Origin of the sequence: Paenibacillus sp. PSB04, assembly GCF_025809195.1 — a bacterium.
Taxonomy (GTDB): Bacteria; Bacillota; Bacilli; order Paenibacillales; family Paenibacillaceae; genus Paenibacillus_AQ; species Paenibacillus_AQ favisporus.
Genome location: NZ_CP081301.1, coordinates 3064268 through 3083060 on the forward strand (window position 1 = coordinate 3064268; position 18793 = coordinate 3083060).

17 protein-coding genes are annotated in these 18793 nt (G+C 55.3%); 10 read left to right on the forward strand and 7 right to left on the reverse strand.

The window, feature by feature from the left end; genetic code table 11:
* Positions 1 to 103: 103 nt before the first annotated feature.
* Positions 104 to 2107, reverse strand: a complete 2004-nt coding sequence (locus tag K2F33_RS14120; RefSeq protein WP_318672479.1) for a methyl-accepting chemotaxis protein — start codon at positions 2105 to 2107, stop codon at positions 104 to 106.
* A 672-nt stretch (positions 2108 to 2779) separates the two neighbouring features.
* On the opposite strand from K2F33_RS14120, the gene K2F33_RS14125 reads away from it, so the two are divergent.
* Both K2F33_RS14125 and K2F33_RS14130 read left to right on the forward strand, forming a co-directional pair.
* Positions 2780 to 3427 (forward strand): GntR family transcriptional regulator, encoded by a 648-nt coding sequence (locus K2F33_RS14125; protein ID WP_076173642.1) that lies wholly within the window; start codon positions 2780 to 2782, stop codon positions 3425 to 3427.
* A 46-nt stretch (positions 3428 to 3473) separates the two neighbouring features.
* Positions 3474 to 4643: a helix-turn-helix domain-containing protein gene (locus tag K2F33_RS14130; protein WP_076173643.1), complete on the forward strand. Its 1170-nt coding sequence runs from the start codon at positions 3474 to 3476 to the stop codon at positions 4641 to 4643.
* 58 nt (positions 4644 to 4701) lie between these two features.
* Here K2F33_RS14130 and K2F33_RS14135 read toward each other — a convergent pair whose 3' ends face one another.
* Entirely contained in the window at positions 4702 to 5607 is a 906-nt protein-coding gene (locus tag K2F33_RS14135; protein WP_076173644.1) for an RraA family protein, read from the reverse strand.
* A gap of 909 nt (positions 5608 to 6516) precedes the next feature.
* Here K2F33_RS14135 and K2F33_RS14140 point away from each other — a divergent pair.
* The 4 genes from K2F33_RS14140 (at position 6517) to K2F33_RS14155 (ending at position 10857) form a co-directional block, all read left to right on the forward strand.
* A complete protein-coding gene (locus tag K2F33_RS14140) occupies positions 6517 to 7482 on the forward strand; it encodes a carbohydrate ABC transporter permease (RefSeq protein ID WP_084204072.1) in 966 nt (321 codons plus the stop codon).
* Between the two features lie 17 nt (positions 7483 to 7499).
* Complete coding sequence (locus K2F33_RS14145; RefSeq protein WP_263882359.1) at positions 7500 to 8306, forward strand: carbohydrate ABC transporter permease; 807 nt, start codon at positions 7500 to 7502, stop codon at positions 8304 to 8306.
* A gap of 64 nt (positions 8307 to 8370) precedes the next feature.
* Positions 8371 to 9648: an ABC transporter substrate-binding protein gene (locus K2F33_RS14150; RefSeq protein WP_244169371.1), complete on the forward strand. Its 1278-nt coding sequence runs from the start codon at positions 8371 to 8373 to the stop codon at positions 9646 to 9648.
* Between the two features lie 225 nt (positions 9649 to 9873).
* A complete protein-coding gene (locus K2F33_RS14155; RefSeq protein WP_089548502.1) occupies positions 9874 to 10857 on the forward strand; it encodes a mannonate dehydratase in 984 nt (327 codons plus the stop codon).
* Positions 10858 to 11084: 227 nt separating this feature from the next.
* Here K2F33_RS14155 and K2F33_RS14160 read toward each other — a convergent pair whose 3' ends face one another.
* From K2F33_RS14160 to K2F33_RS14175, 4 genes are all read right to left on the reverse strand, one after another.
* Entirely contained in the window at positions 11085 to 12473 is a 1389-nt protein-coding gene (locus K2F33_RS14160) for a mandelate racemase/muconate lactonizing enzyme family protein (RefSeq protein ID WP_076173646.1), read from the reverse strand.
* Positions 12474 to 12501: 28 nt separating this feature from the next.
* Positions 12502 to 13278, reverse strand: a complete 777-nt coding sequence (locus K2F33_RS14165; protein WP_263882041.1) for an SDR family NAD(P)-dependent oxidoreductase — start codon at positions 13276 to 13278, stop codon at positions 12502 to 12504.
* On the reverse strand, positions 13275 to 14072 hold the full coding sequence (locus tag K2F33_RS14170; RefSeq protein WP_089548500.1) for an SDR family NAD(P)-dependent oxidoreductase: 798 nt from the start codon (positions 14070 to 14072) through the stop codon (positions 13275 to 13277). The genes K2F33_RS14165 and K2F33_RS14170 overlap by 4 nt, the downstream gene beginning before the upstream one ends.
* A gap of 313 nt (positions 14073 to 14385) precedes the next feature.
* Positions 14386 to 15591, reverse strand: a complete 1206-nt coding sequence (locus K2F33_RS14175) for a MalY/PatB family protein (protein ID WP_263882042.1) — start codon at positions 15589 to 15591, stop codon at positions 14386 to 14388.
* Positions 15592 to 15762: 171 nt separating this feature from the next.
* On the opposite strand from K2F33_RS14175, the gene K2F33_RS14180 reads away from it, so the two are divergent.
* From K2F33_RS14180 to K2F33_RS14195, 4 genes are all read left to right on the forward strand, one after another.
* Complete coding sequence (locus tag K2F33_RS14180) at positions 15763 to 16395, forward strand: TraX family protein (protein WP_076173650.1); 633 nt, start codon at positions 15763 to 15765, stop codon at positions 16393 to 16395.
* Positions 16396 to 16499: 104 nt separating this feature from the next.
* A complete protein-coding gene (locus tag K2F33_RS14185) occupies positions 16500 to 16958 on the forward strand; it encodes a DoxX family protein (protein WP_263882043.1) in 459 nt (152 codons plus the stop codon).
* 32 nt (positions 16959 to 16990) lie between these two features.
* Positions 16991 to 17611, forward strand: coding sequence for a TetR/AcrR family transcriptional regulator (locus K2F33_RS14190; protein ID WP_263882044.1), 621 nt, complete (start codon positions 16991 to 16993; stop codon positions 17609 to 17611).
* On the forward strand, positions 17608 to 18069 hold the full coding sequence (locus K2F33_RS14195; protein WP_263882045.1) for a DUF2269 family protein: 462 nt from the start codon (positions 17608 to 17610) through the stop codon (positions 18067 to 18069). The genes K2F33_RS14190 and K2F33_RS14195 overlap by 4 nt, the downstream gene beginning before the upstream one ends.
* Positions 18070 to 18307: 238 nt before the next feature.
* Here K2F33_RS14195 and K2F33_RS14200 read toward each other — a convergent pair whose 3' ends face one another.
* Positions 18308 to 18688 (reverse strand): hypothetical protein, encoded by a 381-nt coding sequence (locus K2F33_RS14200; RefSeq protein WP_240913397.1) that lies wholly within the window; start codon positions 18686 to 18688, stop codon positions 18308 to 18310.
* Positions 18689 to 18793: the final 105 nt, after the last annotated feature.

Genomic DNA, 18793 nt, shown 5'->3' on the forward strand with positions numbered 1-18793 from the left:
ACACCAAAAAGCGTACCGCACGGACTTAAACCGTACGGTACGCTTTTTAACATTTCTTATACCCCCGGGGGCCGGGAAATCAAGCGGGCTGCTGCCACCCCCATCAGCCCTCCAGCTTGAAGCGGTCGATTTTCTCCTGCATATCCACCGCCATCTTCGACAGGCTGTTCGCCGAAGAGGAGATTTCTTCCATGGACGCCAGCTGCTCCTGGTTTGCGGCGCTTACGCGCTCGAACGATGCGACCGTGTTGCGCGAAATGCTGGCCACTTCCTGCACGGAGGCGGACACTTCTTCGCTGCTCGCGGACATCTGCTCGGTGACGGCGGAAATGTCCTGGATCTGGTCGGTAATCTGCTTGGCGGATTTTTCGATATTGGCAAAAGCTTCGAGCGCCTCTGCCGTAACTTCCATCCCCTGATCCACATCGGACTGCACTTTATGACGCATCACGTTATACGCGTCAGTGATCAGCATCGTCATCTCCTGGATCGTGTGCTGGATTTCCTCCGCCGTGAGGTTCGACTGATCCGCCAGCTTGCGGACTTCCTCGGCGACGACGGCGAAGCCGCGTCCATGCTCGCCGGCCCGCGCCGCTTCGATAGCGGCGTTCAGGGAGAGCAGGTTGGTCTGCTTAGCCACTTCAGAGATCGCCGTGCTCATCGCGGCGATGCTTGCGCTGTGGTCGTTCAGCTTCTCGATCAGCGCAGCAGACTCGTGCGTGGACTTCTTGATCGTGTCCATTTGCGTGCTGACCAGCTGAACCTTCCGGCTGCCGGCGTGCACGTCTTCTTCCGTACGGTTCGACGAATCGACGATGGTGCTGGCCGATTCGGCAATACGCTGGATACCGCTGGCCATTTCCTCCATCGTGCGCGCGCTTTCCTGCGCGGCGATGGCCTGGTTGTTGGCCTCCTGAGCTGAATCCGTCATCAGATTGGAGACGAATTCGACGCTCTGCGCGTTCTGCTCCGTACTGGCGGTCAGCTCTTCGCTCGAGGCCGCCAGCTGGCTGGAGGTTTCCGACATGTCCAGTACCATCCGGCGCAGCGAGTCGACCATGGCGTTGTAGTTATGCGCCAGGTCTCCGATTTCGTCTCGCCGCTTCGTCACGACGCGATCGTTCAAATACCCTTCGCTCACGCGCTTCGCCGAACGGTTCAGCTGCTCGATCGGACGCGTCATGCTGCGGATGATGAAGAACATCACGATCAGCGCGGCAATAACGGCGATCACAAGAACGATAGCCGATGTCCAGAAGATTGGCGTCGTCGCTTTCGTATATTCGCTCTCCGGAAGGATGCCGACGATTTTGAAGCCGGTCAGCTCGTTGGTCACGAAATAGCCGCGCTGGCCAACGCCATTGATCGGATTGGTGTAGTCGAGCAGCCCTTCATTTTTACCCTGCATCGTTTTGAGCTGGTCGCCGACAAACTTGGCACCCACCTTCTCGGTCGGGTGCGACATCAGCAGGCCATTGCGGTCCACTAAGTAGATGTAGCCCTCGTTGCCAAGGTGAACCTGCTTCACGATGTTGTTGATGTTCCCGATGCTCAGGCTGATGTTGATAACCCCTTTGCCGTCAGGCAGCGTTTTGGAAATGGCGACCGCATAGTTTTTCGTCGTGGCCGAAATCGCCGGATCGTCGACAACGGCCTGCCCCTTGTTGTTCATGGCCAGCTTGTACCAGTTGCGGGTCCGTGGATCGAACTGCTGCTGGCCGGGGTCAGGAGATTTCATCCAGGACCCGTTGTCGGTGCCGATCGAGACGATTTCGATTTCCGGATGCTGCGCTTTAAAATCGTCAATCAGGATTCGGGTCTCCACCGAGTGGTTTTCGATGTCGGCATACGTAATCTGATTGCTGAGCTGTTTCACGTTGGACAGCTGCATTTCAACCATCGTGTTGATCAGTTTGTCGAGCAGCATGACGCTTGATTTCGTAGTGTCCTCCATTTTGTCCTGAAGCTGTGCTTTGGCGCTGTTCACGGCGAAGACGGCAAGCACAACGGTCGGGATAATGAGCATCAGACAGATGAAGAGCATCAGTCTGCTTCTGAGCTTTTTAATGTTGAAAAGCCCGGATATTTGCTTGAGTAGCTTGTTCAAACGAGATTCCCCCTGCAGTCGATATAGGTCTAAAGTTCCGGCAGCACCTGTGTGAACAGGCGCAGCGCTTAAAAGAGCAGCTCCGGGCGGGCCGTATGTGCCGATCCGTGAGAATCCGTCAATAGGTATGTAATATATTTGAATGGATTCATCCGTTTCGGCGGACGGCATGCCTGAGCGGAAAGGATTCCGACCGGTTTTAGTTCCTATTCTATATTTCGACAAGTACCCCCGATATTTTCATATCTTTATTTCATAAACCGGCATTTTATTCTGAAAAAATGAAAGGAAGAACCATTCATTTCCTGTTTTTTTTCTGAATAGGTAGGACGAACTATACGGGTTACACCGAAAATAGGGTGCATGGCGGATAGGGCTTGCGGCGGGAAGGGGCAGGGATGGAAGCCCCACGGAAACGGATTGTCGATATACGCGAAAAGATCATAAAAAATCAAACCCTTTTCGTCAAAATTCTCCGTTGTCAGAAGGCATCTGGCCCCCATATAATGATGGAAACAAATTATCGATAATCGATAATAGCGGGAGGGATGATGGAACGTAAGTCAGCGAACCTATCGACCGACCGTTTTGAAAACGGTTACCTGACTGCCGTTTCGTACGTGTTGGTCAAATCTGCGGTCATGGATGATCGGCGAATGGAGACTGAGAGTCATGTCAAACAGCAGTTACATCCCTTTGGGGAATTCCATCAGCGAACAGATTTATTTGACGCTTAAGCGGGAAATTATCGCAGGCGAGCTGCAGCCGGGAACACGGCTCATCGTGCTGGACATCGCGGGTAAATTTCAGGTCAGTCAGGCGCCTGTGCGCGAAGCGTTGGAGAGGATGAAGCAGGAAGGATTAATTAACGGCATTCCGAATAAAGGGTCGGTCGTTTCCAATATTACGTCGAAGGAGATCAGAGATATTTTCGTGCTTCGCGAAATTATTGAGGGTTACGCCGTGCGAACGTCTATGCCAACTTTGTCGGAGGATGATTACGAGCAATTGGAAATGATTATCCGGTCGATGGAGGAAGCCGTCGAGCGCGATGACACGCTGGGTATCCTCGAGCTGGATATGGATTTTCACGGATTTTTCTACAAACGCTGCGACAATCAGGCTATTCTGGAGCTCTGGAACCAAATGAGGACGAAGGTGATGCGCTTTATGGCCATCTCCAATCGTCATCACACGACGGATTTGCTGGCCGAGTGGCATCGGCGGCTGATCACCGTCCTCCAGACAGGGGACGGGGATGCGGTTGAGGAGGCTTTTATCGAGCATATGCATGCCTATAAGTTCATCCATATGGACTAGAACCATGCCTCTCGTTCGTTATCCTTTCACAAAGGGGAAATGAAGCATGTTAAATGAACGTTTCTTGTTCGATGACCAGGATGTTATGACTTGGATGAGGGACCGTCTGCTAAGGCACCTCATTTCCGGCAAAGCGAATATGAAGGGGGAACTGAAGGAAAGCCTGTCCCGGCTTCGCCTGAACCCGTACTATACGTTTCCCGCCATTGCGTTATTGGAGCCGACCGCTCCTTATGACCATGAGCATGACCGCTTGGCATATCTTGAGAACATGCGCGCCGATCTTCAGGAGCGTGTGCCGGAAGGGAGCGTTGTCTTTCTGGACGAGGAAGGGAGGATCGGACTGCTGTTCTCCTGGGTTTCCAAAGAGGTGCTGGTCCGGGTGCAAGCGATGCTTCAACAGCGGTTTCCCCATCCGGTGAACATTGGAGTAGGGAAGCCATGCAGCCACTTGAGCGACATCCATCTTTCTTACCGGCAGGCTTCGGCTGCACTGAATAACAAGTTTTACCGCGGGACGGGCCAAATCATCCATTACAGCGAAATCCGCCGGATGGAGCCGGTCGGGCGCTACCCGGCCGAGAAGGAGAGAAAGCTGTACGCCAGCTTCCGCTCGGCCGCTACGGAGGCGGAGATCGCAGAAGCGGTGGACCAGTTTTATGCCGCGCTGCTGGAGAAAGGCCCGATCGACGTGACGAGCATGTATGAGCTGACAATCCGGATGCTGGTCGGTATCGAAAAAAGGGTGATTGCCGACGAAGGGAATGGAGGCGCTTACAAGCCGTTTGAAGCGACGTCGCTGGTGAAGATCGGCACGCTGGATGAACTGAAGCGCTACGTCACCCGGTTTCTGACCGGCCTATGGGAGGTCTTCTCGCCCACGCTCAAAGAGAGCCACCGCAGCCTTATTAAAAAGACCATCCATTACATGGAGCAGGAATGCCAGTATGCTTCGCTGCAGAGCGTCGCGCAGAAGGTGTTCATTACGCCGACTTATTTGAGCCTGCTCTTCAAGACGAACACCGGCAAGACGTTCATTGAGCACTTGACCGAAATCAGGATCGACAAGGCCAAGGACATGCTGCGGACCACCCATTACAAAAACTATGAGGTCGCCGAAAAGGTCGGATACCAGGATTCCCGTTATTTCAGCCAAATTTTTAAAAAGAAGGTCGGTGTCTCCCCCAGCGAGTACCGGGAGTCGATTTGCAAATAGGCAGCGAAAAAAGGAAGCAGGCCATTCAGCCGCTTCCTTTTTTGTTGTTGTGAGCCCGCTACAGTCGCACGTCGCTCCGCGGACCGTCGAGCTCGTTTTTTCGGGCTTCCTCAAGCTCGGTCTCCCAGGTCAGATGCCGATACTCGGCGGCAGCCTCGTCGCTCTCAAACCACTGGGTGAAGTCCTCCCACAGCGCCGTGGTCCAGGAAGCGTCGATCTGCGCAGTGGAGTAGACGCCTTCTTTGAGCCGGACGAAGCCGAAGATGTCCCGCACCTGCGATTTCTCCGCCTGCACGGCCGTCAGCTCGGCCAGATGGGGAGGGATGAAGATGACGCCGGCCGGCGTGCCCAGCACCACGTCGCCCGGCAGGCAGATCGCCTTGCCGATCCGGGTCGGCACGTTCATGCCCACCATGGTGACTTCGCCGATGGCCGTCGGGTCGCTTCCGCGGTAATAGACGTTAATGTTCTTGATTTCGGACACCTGCTGATTATCGCGGATGCCGCCCCAGATCACGGCTCCGCCGCGCTTGGTGCGGGTGGAGATGGCCGTCGAAAGGTTGCCGCCGACATAGGTGCCGAGGTGGACCTTGTCGAACATATCGACGACGACGACGTCATCTTCAACCAGGGAATCGATCACCCACTGGTTAAAGAAGCCGCTTCGTCCTTCCTGTTCATGACCGTAGTTCAGCAGCGTCTCGTGCAGATCCGGCCGCTGCGGTACCATGACCGCGGTGACCGCGCGTCCCACCATGACCTGGTCGGGATGCACGATTTTGAAGTCGCCTTCAAACTGGAATTTGTAACCACGGTGCCAGAGCGGCCCCCACGCTTCTTCCAGCGTAATTTTGCGGATTCTTCTCAGCACGTCTTCGGGCACCTTCGGCCGTCCGTTCTCGAACCGCTCACCCTTCCACTGCGGCGTCAACTGAATGATATCTTCCGGATTGTCAAATTTCATTCCAAAATCCCTCCTCGATCAATGGATGCTTTCGAACCTAGTGCTTGATTCCATTGTTAAGGACGGATTCCGTTTTGTCGATGCGACTTTCTTAAGATGATCGACTTTATAAATTTTCAGCAGAGCTGATCCATCTGATCATCACACAGCTTCTCTATGACGCACTCCAGATCTCAAGCCAAACGGCTTATCTATGACACTTTCCAGAACATAAACCAAACAGCCTTTCTATGACACACCCCAGATCTTAAACCAATCAACTGCTCCCCGGCACTCCGCAAACCTCAAATCAATCTGTCTTTTCCCCTCACTGCCCATTTTGTTAGCTTTCGTACTTTCTTTGTCCTTATCCAATGGACATATTCTTGTTTTGTTTTATAAAAGATGGACACGGCACTATATCCTTCTACGGGCGGCTAAAATGCAGATGTCTCTACATCTTGCATCAACATATAGATTCTAACCGATATATGGTACGAGGACGGAGAGTAAAGATAAGGTGCGTTTGTCCACCTTTTGAAAGACAAAATCGAAATTTGTTCGTTGTCAGTGAACAAACCCCTGGAACGACAAATCTAAAGTTTTGTTCGTTATAAGTGGACAAACTCCTGAAACGATACACATCTAAAGTTTTGTTCGTTATATGTGAACAAACTCCTGGAACGATACAAATCTAAATTTTGTCGTTATAAGTAACCCAACATCATTGAAATGTACATCGAAAGTTATTGGCGTAATGGAGCATATCTGATTTTTACCACCTGAAGTTGAATTGAGCGGGGGGAGACGCAGACGGATTTTAAAAAAACAAACATTATCGTAAAATCGTCGCCTTTAATCATGAAACCGCTTTCGAATAAAGTAGTACTACAATCATTTTTATGATGATGGAATGCAAGAGGGGAGGAAATGAAAAGGATGGTTGCAGAAACGAAAACGACAGCCGAAGCGGAAAAGACCCGACGCGCCGTCCGAAAGCGCGCAAAGACCGGGGACACCCATTTGGCGGGTTACATCTTTATTTCCCCGTGGCTCATCGGCTTTTTACTGCTTACGCTGTGGCCTATCGCCCAATCGTTTTATTTGTCCTTTACCGACTACTCGCTGCTGGAAGACCCGGTCTGGGTCGGAACCGAAAACTACGTCAACATTTTTACGAATGATTCGACCTTTACCAAATCGCTTGGCGTCACCTTTTTGTTCGTCCTGTTCTCCGTGCCGCTGAAGCTGTTCTTCTCGCTCCTCGTGGCTATGGCGCTGAACCAGAAGTTAAAAGGCATGAACCTGTACCGGACGGCCATCTATTTTCCTTCGCTGATCGGCGGAAGCATTGCGGTGGCAGCCCTGTGGCGCAACATGTTCGGCCTCGACGGCTATATCAACCAGGTGCTCGCCTGGTTCGGTATCCAGGGCGTAGGGTGGATTTCCAATCCCGACACTTCGCTTGGCACGCTCATTCTCCTGAACACCTGGCAGTTTGGCTCGACGATGGTTATTTTCCTGGCTGGCCTGAAGCAGATCCCGCAGGAACTGTACGAATCCGCAGCCGTGGACGGCGCCGCGAAGATCCGCCGGTTCATCAGCATTACGCTGCCGATGCTGTCTCCCGTCATGTTTTTTAACCTGATCCTCGGCGTCATCGGCTCCTTTCAGACCTTTACCTCCGCGTTTATCATTACGAAGGGCGGTCCGGTCAACTCCACTTACGTGTATGCCTTGTATTTATACGAGAAGGCGTTCAAGCATTACCAGATGGGATATGCCTCGGCGCTGGCCTGGATCCTGCTCGCCATAGTCGCACTCCTGACCATCGTGAACTTCGCCGCATCCCGCTACTGGGTATTCTACGAATCGGAAGGAGGGGGAACGAAGTGAAGCTGAAGTCCAAGGTAATGAATCATCTGTTTCTCTCCTTGTTCTCGCTTCTTATGCTGTACCCGGTCATCTGGTGGGTCGGCGCTTCCCTGAAAAAGACCGAAGAGCTCAGCCTGCCGACGATCTGGCCCAAGACGCCGATGTGGGAAAATTACAGCAAAGGCTGGCATTTCTCCAGCGAGTACACGTTCGCCCACTTCTTCGGCAATTCGCTCCTGATGGAGGTCGGCAACGTCTTCGGCGGGGTGCTGACCGCCGCCATCGTCGCTTACGGCTTCGGCCGGCTGAGCTTCAAGCTGCGGGGCTTCTGGTTTTCCATCCTGCTGCTGACGATGATGCTGCCCGGACAGGTAACGATCGTTCCGCAGTATATCCTCTTTAACAAGCTGGGCTTTGTGGACAGTTACGTGCCGCTGGTGCTGCCGCATTTTTTTGGCGGCGGAGCGTTCTTCATCTTCCTGCTGGTCCAGTTTATCCGGGGCATTCCCCGGGACCTCGACGAGGCGGCGAAAATCGACGGCGCGTCGGTGTACGGCATCTTCCTCCGGATCATTTTCCCGCTGATCAAGCCGGCGCTCATGACGGTCGCGATATTTACCTTTATCTGGAGCTGGGACGATTTCTTCGCGCAGGTGCTGTACATCAGCTCGGTCGAAAAGTTTACGGTCGGCCTGGCGCTGCGGATGTTCATCGACCAGTTCGATATCCAATGGGGACAACTGCTCGCCATGTCGCTGTTGTCCGTCCTCCCGTCCATGCTTATCTTTTTGTTTGCGCAAAAGCATTTTGTCGAGGGGATTGCGACGACCGGCCTCAAAGGGTAGCTTGGCTGCGTAATAAGATTTCACGAAAAAAATGGCTGATATAAAACGAAAGGGGAAACGGAAGATGATGAACATGAGACGAATGAGCCTGGTCTCTCTCCTGCTGGCGCTACTCTTCGCGATCACGGCCTGCAGCGGCGGCGGAAAAGGAAGCGGCAGCGGAAAGACGCTGAGCATCATGTGGTGGGGACCAGACGAACGGCACGAAGCGACCAAAAAAGCGCTGGACCTGTACACGCAGCAGCATCCGGACGTAAAATTCAAGCCGGAATACATGGCTTGGGACGCCTACTGGCAAAAGCTGCCGACACTGGCGGCATCGAAAACGATTACCGATGTCCTTCAAATGGACGCCGCCTATTTGCAGGAGTACGTTAGCCGGGGGCAGCTGGAGGATTTGTCCGATATCGACTTGACCGGTATCGTGGATCCAGGCGTCCTCGAGAATTTGAAGATCGGCGGCAAGCTGTACGGCATTCCGCTCAGCCAGAACGCGCAGGGGATCGCCTTCAACAAGGAGGATCTGGCGAAATACGGCATCCCGCTGCCGCATAAAGACTGGACGTACGACGAGTTTTTCCAATGGGCGAAGGATGCGCGTGCCAAGCTGCCGGAAGGCAAGTATCCGATCGGCGACACGACGACATGGGACGGCTTCAACTACTACCAGACGGCGATGGGCAAGCCGCCGATCATGGCTGACGGAGGCAAGACGTTCACGCTGGATAAAGACCTGTTCATGAAGTTCTACCAAACCTATGAACAGTTCCGCAAGGACAAAATTGTGCCCCCGGCGGACCAGGCGGCCTCGTTCCTGGAGAACGACCCGCAGGCGGACCCGATGGCTTCCGGCGTCGTCATGACCCGTGGAGCGACAACCGGCTCGGTCAGCGCGCTGGAGCAGCTGATGCCGGGCAAAGTGGGTGTCGTCAATATGCCGACCGGTCCGGCCGGCGGGGGCTGGGCACAGTCGACTATTTTCCTCAGTGTCAGCGCCAATTCGAAGAACAAGGAAGAGGCAAAAAATTTCGTCAAATGGTTCGTGACGGATAAGGATGCGGGAAAAACACTCGGACTGACCCGCGGCATTCCGATCAATCCGGAAATTTACAAGGAGCTCGAGCCGAATTTGGAAGCGAAGGATAAGCTCGGCAAGGAAATTTACGATCAGTCCGTCGACAAAGCGCTGCCGTTCTACTCGCCGGCTCCCGGATTCACGGAATGGGTGGACGCCTACAAGAAAGAGATGGACGCGGTCACGTTCGGCCAGCAGAGCCTGGAGCAGGCCTTCGACAAGATCGACAAGCTCGGCAAGGAGCTGGCAGCCAAAGCAGGAAGCTGAGCCGGGGAAGCAGCGCCTTTTGGGAAGTGGAGCTCCCGAAAGGCGACCCTTGTGACGAATCTTCCTAATGTACCGTTAAGCCGGAAACAGCACGGGGCGGTGGCAATATCAATCGGCGGGGAGCCGCATGAAAAAGCTTCTCTGTTCGTGAGACGGTGCTGCTGTTATCCTGAATTGATATCCTAATGTTTATGAGTAAGCTAATGAGAAAGAGGTGTTCATTCCATGCAATTGGCGGAATTTTTCTCTTCGCAGCCGAACCGGCTGTGGCATTTGGCGAAGCAGATGAACGTGAACTATGCGGTTGGCGGCCTGCCGTGGGAAGAGAAGTCGGAGAAGCCGTGGGATCTGATGCCGCTGATCCGGATGAAGCAGCGGTACGCCGACTTCGGACTGACGCTGTCCGTCATCGAATCGATGCCGCCGAGCAACAACATCAAGCTCGGGACGCCCGGCCGCGACGAGGAGATCGAGATTTTTCAGCAGTTCATCGTCAACATGGGCGCCGCCGGCATTCCTGTGCTCTGCTACAACTTCATGGCACAGTTTAACTGGTTCCGCACCTCGACGACAACCCGCACGCGCGGCGGGGCGCTCGTATCAAGCTACGATCACAGCCTGATGGCGGATGCCCCGCTGACGGAGGCCGGCATCGTCACTGAGGCGCAGCTGTGGGAGAACCTGCACTATTTCCTGGAAAAAATCGTGCCCGTCGCCGAATCCGCGCAGGTGAAGCTGGCGCTCCATCCGGACGATCCGCCGATCTCGCCGATCCGCGGCGTGTCGCGGATTCTGACGAGCGCGGCCGCGCTGCAGCGGGCGATCGATCTGGTGCCGAGCGCATACAGCGGCATGACGATGTGCCAAGGAACGCTGGCGACGGCGGGCGAGGACATTCCTGCGGTCATCCGCCAGTTCGCCGGCCAGAAGAAGCTGTTCTTCGTCCACTTCCGTGACGTGAAGGGCACGCCGGAGAAGTTCGAGGAGACCTTCCACGACGACGGCAAGACGGATATGCTCGAAGCGATGAAGACCTATTACGAGGTCGGCTTCGACGGGCCGGCGAGACCGGACCATGTCCCGACGATGGAAGGCGAGGACAATACGAACCCGGGATATGAGCTGCTCGGCCGCCTGTACGGCGTCGGCTATATCACCGGACTGATGGAAGCGGCGGCCAAGATGAGCCGGGCTTCGGTGACGTCTTAAGCTTCGTCCATTGCCAAACAGAAAGATCAATAATTATCAAGGTACGGATCCCTCCTATCCGTGCCTTTTCGTTTTGACGAGGCATCCTTTCGTCGACAAAGGGGGATCAAAAGAAAGGGAGGTCGGAGATCAGCGTCCTTTCACGCGTCTACCTGTCGTCATCCATACGAGAAAAAACCACCCGCACAGCGTTCCTCCGTGCGGGTGGTTCGTATTGCCGCCAGCCGTCAGCTCCACAGCCGGTCGTTGGAATAAAACTTGTTCCACTGGTCGGTCGACTCCCAGATTCCGCCGATCTCCGGGTGGACATGTTCGGCCAGCACTTCGTCATTCAGATCGTCGATGCCGAGACCGGGCGCATCCGTCAGCGTGATGTACCCGTTCTGGACGAGTTTATCCGGCAGCCTGCTGCCGATGACGATGTCATCCCACCAATCCACTTCGCAGGAATGGTATTCGAGCGCAAGGAAGTTTTCGGTCGCGGCGGCGACATGGGCGGCCGCAAGGCAGGCGATCGGACTCTCCGCCATATGGATCGCCATTGCGACGCCGTAGTCCTGGGCCATGTCGCCGATTTTCTTCGTCTCCAGAATGCCGCCGGTAGTCAGGACGTCGGGATGGATAACGGAGACGCCGCCCGCTTCGAGCAGCGGTTTGAAATTCTCCTTCAGATAGATGTCCTCGCCTGTGCAGATCGGAGTAGTGACGGCCCGGGACAGCTGGGCGTACTGCTGCGTGTACTGCCAAGGAATCATGTCTTCCATCCAGGCCAGGTTGAACTTGTCGATGCGCCGGCCCAGCTTGATGCAGTCCTGAAGCCCGATATGGCCGAAATGGTCGATGGCGAGGGGCACCTGGTAGCCGATGACGGAACGGACGTCCGCGACGTACTGCTCGAGCATGTCGAGTCCTTTTTCCGTGACATGAATGCCGGTTAAGGGATGGGGGATGTTGTAGATATCGTAGTGGCGGTTCGTAATTTCCCGCAGCTCGTCTTCCGACAATCCGTCGAAGTTCTGATTGTAGCGGCGCTTCGATTTTTCCCTCATCTCCTCCAGGAAACCGAGCGGGGCGCTCAGCGTGCCTGGCTCATTGATGATCTGTCCGATGCCGAGGTCCATCTTCAGGAAGGTGAAGCCGGCGTCCATCCGTTTCTTCAGCGCTTCGCCCATCGCCTTGCCGGTATCCTTGCCGACGACCTCCGTATCGCAGTACATGCGGATTTTATCGCGGAATTTGCCGCCAAGCATTTGATAGACCGGCACCCCGTAGGCTTTGCCGGCCAGGTCCCACAGCGCGAGTTCGATTCCGCTGACGCCGCCGCCCTGGCGGGCATGGCCGCCGAACTGCTTGATCCGCCGGAACAGCTTGTCGATATTGCAGGGGTTTTCGCCGAGCAGGCGGCTCTTCAGCATGAGGGCGTATACTTTGTCCGCGCCGTCGCGGACCTCTCCGAAGCCGACGAGCCCCTGGTTGGTATACACCTTGATCAGGCTGCTGTGAAAAGGCCCCCCGACGATATCGGTGAAGCGGATGTCCGTAATCTTCAGCTCCGAGGGTCTCGAAGCGGTGCTTACATGGGCCAAAGTTTGCTCGTAAGACTCTTTGTTAATCATGAAATCACTCCCCCTATTGGATGGTTCGTTACAGCAGCATGCTCCCGCCGTCCAGACGGATGGCGGAGCCCGTCAAATATTCGCTTTCGTCCGAGGCGATGAAGGCGGCAAGCCTGGCGACATCGAGCGGGACGCCGACGCGTCCCATCGGGAATTTGACCAGCTGGCGCTTGCGCCGCTCCTCCAGCTTCTTCTGTGCATCGGGATCGTCCGCTAAAATGCGCTCATATTTGCCGACGTCGACGGCTCCCGGCTCGATCATGTTCACCGTGATGCCGTACGGGGCCAGCTCGATGGCGCTTTCCCTTCCCAGCATCCGGATCGCACCTTTCGTCATCGCGTAGACGGGATCGAAATCGGTCGGCCGCTTCGAATGCACCGAAGAGATGAGAATGATGCGGCCGGCGCCTTTCTGCTTCATGGCCGGAACGACGGCCTGAATGCACTGCCAGTAGCCCTTCACGTTCGTATTCATCATGCGGCTGAACGTCTCCTCATCGTGCTTGAACAGGTCGTAGTTCAGCTGCACGGCGGCATTGTTGACCAGAATGTCGATGCCCCCGCCGCGCTGCTCGACCTCCCTTACCATCGCGATAATCTCGTCCTGCCTGGCCACGTCCGCCTGAACGATGAAGCAGTCACCGCCGGCCTCGTCGATCCGCCGCTTCGTTTCAAGGGCGCCTGCCTCGCTGCGGTTATAGTGGACCGCTACGCTTGCGCCTCTGCGTGCGAACTCCAGCGCAATCCCCTGGCCGATGCCGGTTCCCGCTCCCGTCACCAGGGCGACTTTGCCTGCCATGCTCATGGCGAATCGCCTCCCTTTGGCCGTTTCATTTTATGGTCCATGTAGTGCAGCAGGAAACCGCCGTCCAGCCGGAGATCTGCGCCGTTCAAGTAGCGGGCTTCCGCGGAGGCGAGAAAGCCTGCGGCATGGGCGATATCCTCAGCGCTTCCCAGCTGCCCGCTCGGCACCTTGGTTTCGTAGCTGTGATAGAGCGTCGTAAGCCTGCTGTGGAAGCGTTCATCATCGCCTTCTACCGGCCCCGCCTCAATCGTATTGACGCGGATGCCGTGCCGGCCGAGCTCCAGTGCCGCTTCCTTCGCCAGCATTTTGACGGCTCCCTTGGACGCGCTGTAGACAAAGGAAGATCCGGTCGGCTTCTCGGCATGGATCGACGAAACAAAGACGATGCAGCCCGACTGCCGGGATGCCATCGCCTTTCCTGCGGCCTGTGCGCACAGAAAGGCGGACTTCGCATTCGCATGCATCACTTCTTGAAACAGCGCCTCCGAACAGGTCTCGACGGAAGCGGGGGCGAGCAGATCGTTATTGTGGACCAGGACGTCCAGTCCGCCGAGTTCCCGCTCCGCGGTCTCGACCAACTGGTTCGCGTTGGCTCCGACGCTCAGGTCGAGGCTCGCCACGATGACGTTCGAGCCTGCGGCCCGGGCTGCAGCGATATCAGCCGCCGCCTCGGCGCCGCCGGATGCGCTGTTCAGCACGAGATGGGCGCCGCCGGCCGAAAAACGCCGGATCATGGCTCTGCCAACAGGAGTGTCTGCGTCCGTGATCAGGACAACTTGTGCAGAATGATTCATAAATCACCTCCGGATAGAGCGGTACTTATGGCTGTCGGTACGTTCAACTTCATCATAAAAGGTTGGCGCTGCCGGCTTCGAGATGTGAATCTTACGATTTTGTTTGATTTCTTTCAAAAGGGGAGGGAAGAGGGGATTGCGAAGCAGCCTGAGCGGCGGCTCTAAAACGGAAGCATGAAAAAAGCGGCTCCCGGAGCGAATGCTGCCCTGTACGGGAAGCCTACGCAAGCCGGTTGCCGCTTGTTCGGACCAAGCTTTTAGCCTAGTCTAATGCCTATTTGGGGAAGCATGACGCTTCTATTACACCGGTTGCTTATACCGGCTGCTGCTGCTGCTGTTGCTGCTGCTCCTTGCGCCATTCCTGGACCGCCTGGTCAAGACGCTTCATCGCTTCCTCGACCAGGGAGCGGGAGCAGGCAATGTTCAGACGCATGAAGCCTTCGCCTTCCTTGCCAAAAGCAGAACCCTTGTTCAGGGCAAGCTTGGCTTTGTTCAGCAGAAATTGTTCCAGGTCGTCGGGTGACATCTGCAGTGCGCGGAAATCGAGCCACATCAAGTACGTCGCTTCAGGCACCCGGGTTTTGATTTCCGGAATATGTTCGCCCAAATATTCACTCACATACTCCATGTTCGCTTTCATGTACACCAGCGCTTCGTCCAGCCAAGCCTTGCCGTCATTGTAGGCGGCTTGGGTAGCTGCGCTGCCGAGCGTGCTGATCGAATTGACATGATAGAGCTCAAGCGTCTTTTTGAACCGGCGCCGGATGGAATCGTTCGGAATGATGATATTCGAAGTATTCAGCCCGGCAATATTAAACGTTTTGCTCGGCGCAGTACAAATGATGCAGTTCTCCTGAATCTCCTTGGACAAGCTGGCGAACGGAATATGGGTCCCTTCTTCATAAACCAGGTCCGCATGGATTTCGTCGGACACCATCAGAATGCCGCGCTCCATGCAGAGCTTCGCAACCGCCTCCAGCTCTTCGCGCCGCCATACTCTGCCGACCGGATTGTGCGGGCTGCACAGGATGAACAGCTTGACCTGATCGTCAAGGCTCTGCTCGAGCGCTTCGAGGTCCATCGTGTAATACCCGTCCTGCTCCTTCAGCGGGTTCTGCACCAGCTCCCGGCCGTGATCGGTGACGACGCTGTGAAAAGGAGGGTACACCGGCGTCTGGATGGCAACCTTGTCTCCCGGCTCGGTAAAAGCCTGCACGATGAAGCTGAGGGCGGGCACGACGCCCGGGCAGAAGACGATCCATTCCTTGTCGATGGACCACCGATGGCGGCTCTTCATCCAGTCCGCTACGGCCTGATTATACGCATCAGACTGCATCGTATAGCCGAATACCCCGTGTTCTACGCGGCTGTTCAGCGCGGAAATGACCGAGTCGGGTGCGGCAAAATCCATGTCAGCTACCCACATCGGAAGGACGTCGGACACGCCGAAGATCCGCTTCAGGTCGTCCCATTTAAAACTATCTGTATTTATACGTTCGATTGGTTGATGAAAGTTCAAGCTGTTCTCCTCCTTGGAAGGTCATTCAAAAGTTCGTCTATCCACGAATATAATCATAACAGATACAGGCAAGTTTTTGGGTACACATCAGCTTTGAAAACCATCCTGCATCTCAAGTACAATTAACGCATGAGGAATGAAGCCTACGGGTTATCCGAAAGGAGGAAGAACATGCAGCTGATCGCCATGCTGACCATGCTGATCGATCATGCAGGGATCGTGTTTTTTCCGGATCAAATTTGGCTGAGGGTGATCGGAAGGATCGCATTTCCGATTTACGCCTATGCACTCGTACAGGGACATTATTTTACCCGAAGCCGGACCAAATATTTATTCAGGCTGTTTATACTGGCTCTGCTCTCCCAAATTCCATACCAGCTGGCTCTGGACCCGGACGGGCTGAACGTGGTCGTTACGCTGTTTGTGGCAGCCGCCGTCCTGCAAATTCTGGAGCGCAATCTGTCCTTGGCAGCCAAAGCCGGGATCACTCTGGCCTTTTGCGTTCTGATGGAAGGGTTCCCGTTTGATTACGGAGCATACGGCCTGCTGCTGGTGCTTGCCTTCCGATATGCTTCCTCCGAGAAGCTGCTGGGTGCCCATCTGCTGCTGAACATACTGTATTTGATAGCATTCGGAGCAGGGGCTGTTCTGCAGATGCTGAGCATCGTACCGACCCTGGTGATTGTATACGGGCCTTATTTATGGAAAAAGATCGAGCAGGCCAGAGTTAGGGCGTGGGTGTGGCGGTCGTTTTATCCGCTGCATCTGACCGTGCTGGCTGTGCTGCAGCGGCTGGATGCTTAATGCACCAGCCTTTTTTCGTTGAAAATATTTACAGTAACCCTATTTACAAACCGATGGTCGGTATTTATAATGGAGCTAACAAAACAAGAGAAAAGGTGAGGAAAATGGCTCCTTTGATTGGATTAATCGTTTCGCTGTTAGGGTTTCGCTTGATGGGATGGCTGGGCTGGGAGTATATGAATGACTGGATCATCAGTCTGCGGTTTGCGATAGCCGTCATGTTTTTGCTGACCGCGTCGGCCCATTGGGGCAAACGCCGCGCGGAGCTGGTCGCCATGGTACCGCCGCGGTTTGCGCAGCCGGGCGCGTTGGTTACGCTGACGGGTTGGCTGGAAATCGCCGGCGCCGTCGGCATGATGATTCCGATCATGGCCGGGGCGGCATCCACCGGGCTCGCACTGATGCTGCTGGCCATGTTTCCGGCCAACGTATACGCGGCGAATAACCGTCTGACTCTGGACGGCAGAGCGGTGATGCCGCTTGTCCCGCGAACCGTGCTTCAGGTCGTTTTTTTGGCTGCCGTACTCGCTGCGGGCTGGTTCCCTCCGGGAGCATGGGCATGACGGATTGGAACTAAATCAGGAGGAGGATGGAGATGAAACAGGAAGAAAGACGCGAGCAGACGATGAAACTGCTGCTGGATACAACCGAGGAGCTCATTTTGGAGAAGGGCTGCAACAAGACGACGCTCAGCGATATTATGGCAAGATCCGGCTTGTCCAAAGGTGCCATTTTCCATTATGTATCCGGCAAGGATGAACTGTTCGTGAAGGTGCTCGAGGCTAAGCTGGAGGAGACGAATACGAGCTTCATGGACGCGGTGGATGCCCCTGCCGTAAAGGAATTTGACGGGCCCATGAATGCGATCGCGCAGAGTCTGCCCAAGCTGGAGAGCCGGGAAGATGTGAGCAACCTCATCATGATGTATTTGATCGGGAAAAGCGATCAGCCGGAAGCGGCCGGCATCGTCGCGGACTTTTACCGTCAGGCGGTCGCCACGTCCAAGAGGTGGATCGTCACAGGCCAGGAGTCCGGAGTCATCCCTTCATCGGTCAATGCCGACCAGGCGGCGGAGCTGTTTGAGCTGCTCTCCTTCGGGCTGCGGATGCGCAGCCTGATCGGAGTTCGCAGCACAGGGTTCGGCATTCAGGAGTTTTCGGAGCTGATTATGCGGACGCTGCGGCCGGACCGTCAAGGAGGTGCTCCGACGTCATGACGCTGCTCCTGTTTCTGCATATTGCCGGAAGCGTGCTTTTCTTGGGTAACATCATTACGGCTGCTTTTTGGAAAGTCCGCGCCGACGTCCGGGGCGATGCCGCGGAGATTCACCGCACCGCGAACAACGTGATGCTCGCCGATTATGCGTTTACGCTGCCCGGGCTGCTGCTCTTGATCGTCACCGGGAGCCTGATGGCCGCCAAAGGCGGCTATTCGCTGGCCGGTCTGAACTGGCTTACGGCTTCGCTAATCCTGTTCGGGATCACCGGCGTGCTGTGGCTGGCCGTACTAATCCCGCTGCAGCGGGGAATGATCCGGCTCAGCCGGCAGGCGCTCGAAAACGGGACGATCTCCGCAGCTTACAAGAAGTTGTCGGCGTATTGGGCGGTTTTCGGCATCCTTGCCACCTTGCTGCCGGTTTTCATATTGTACTTCATGGTCAGCAAGCCTTTTTAAAATGAGGCGCAAACGACCGGCCGTTATGTATAACGGCCGGTTTTTGGTTTGCTGATAAGGGGAGTCAAGAGGCCGTCGTCTGCAGCTGCAGGGTCTGTAAAAATGAGGGTATAGGTGCGGTTTTTATGGAAAGAAATAGAGCATACCTTAAATAAAACGCCAAAATGGCTGGGCAGAACCCAAAGCGCAGTGTCTGGGCATTTTCCGGTTCAAAGATGTACAATAAGGTAAGCGCGGATCAGACCGGAAAGATTCCTTCGACTTGATTCAGGGGAAATAAAATTCGGGATGGCGATTTCCCTTTGGCCTGCACCTCGATGAAGTCGGAACCGATGAGCACCAGCTTCATGTTGGAAAAGGCTTTGCCGGACTGGAATACCGTCCGGATTCCGACGCGGCGGAATACCGCCGGCGGCTTGACGTCAAAGACGCGGATGGTCTGCAGGCTGAGCGGAACGAACAGCTCCCCCTGAACGCGGATAAAGCTGCTTTTATACACATGCTGCAGCCGCCCCGGCTCCAGACCCAGGCCTGCGCCGTTGATTTCCACCAGATGCCCGGTGAATTTGGCAAGACGCTCCTGCAGGGTTATATTTCTTTTAAACTTCGTGAGCAGCACTTCGATCCCTCCGATGAACGTTTACTGCATTGTATGCCCTGAGCTGGGCGGGTGCTTCGATTTTTTGAAGAGAATCACAGGCCGTTTTACGCAGGTACAGCAAAG

Bases quoted from the DNA above. Each gene is read 5' to 3' on its own strand.
- K2F33_RS14195 (WP_263882045.1), top strand. From the start codon at position 17,608: ATGACGCTGCTCCTGTTTCTGCATATTGCCGGAAGCGTGCTTTTCTTG.
- K2F33_RS14140 (WP_084204072.1), top strand. From the start codon at position 6,517: ATGAAAAGGATGGTTGCAGAAACGAAAACGACAGCCGAAGCGGAAAAG.
- K2F33_RS14170 (WP_089548500.1), bottom strand. From the start codon at position 14,072: ATGAATCATTCTGCACAAGTTGTCCTGATCACGGACGCAGACACTCCT.
- K2F33_RS14145 (WP_263882359.1), top strand. From the start codon at position 7,500: ATGAATCATCTGTTTCTCTCCTTGTTCTCGCTTCTTATGCTGTACCCG.
- K2F33_RS14165 (WP_263882041.1), bottom strand. From the start codon at position 13,278: ATGAGCATGGCAGGCAAAGTCGCCCTGGTGACGGGAGCGGGAACCGGC.
- K2F33_RS14155 (WP_089548502.1), top strand. From the start codon at position 9,874: ATGCAATTGGCGGAATTTTTCTCTTCGCAGCCGAACCGGCTGTGGCAT.
- K2F33_RS14180 (WP_076173650.1), top strand. From the start codon at position 15,763: ATGCAGCTGATCGCCATGCTGACCATGCTGATCGATCATGCAGGGATC.
- K2F33_RS14185 (WP_263882043.1), top strand. From the start codon at position 16,500: ATGGCTCCTTTGATTGGATTAATCGTTTCGCTGTTAGGGTTTCGCTTG.
- K2F33_RS14150 (WP_244169371.1), top strand. From the start codon at position 8,371: ATGATGAACATGAGACGAATGAGCCTGGTCTCTCTCCTGCTGGCGCTA.
- K2F33_RS14160 (WP_076173646.1), bottom strand. From the start codon at position 12,473: ATGATTAACAAAGAGTCTTACGAGCAAACTTTGGCCCATGTAAGCACC.
- K2F33_RS14130 (WP_076173643.1), top strand. From the start codon at position 3,474: ATGTTAAATGAACGTTTCTTGTTCGATGACCAGGATGTTATGACTTGG.
- K2F33_RS14190 (WP_263882044.1), top strand. From the start codon at position 16,991: ATGAAACAGGAAGAAAGACGCGAGCAGACGATGAAACTGCTGCTGGAT.
- K2F33_RS14135 (WP_076173644.1), bottom strand. From the start codon at position 5,607: ATGAAATTTGACAATCCGGAAGATATCATTCAGTTGACGCCGCAGTGG.
- K2F33_RS14125 (WP_076173642.1), top strand. From the start codon at position 2,780: ATGTCAAACAGCAGTTACATCCCTTTGGGGAATTCCATCAGCGAACAG.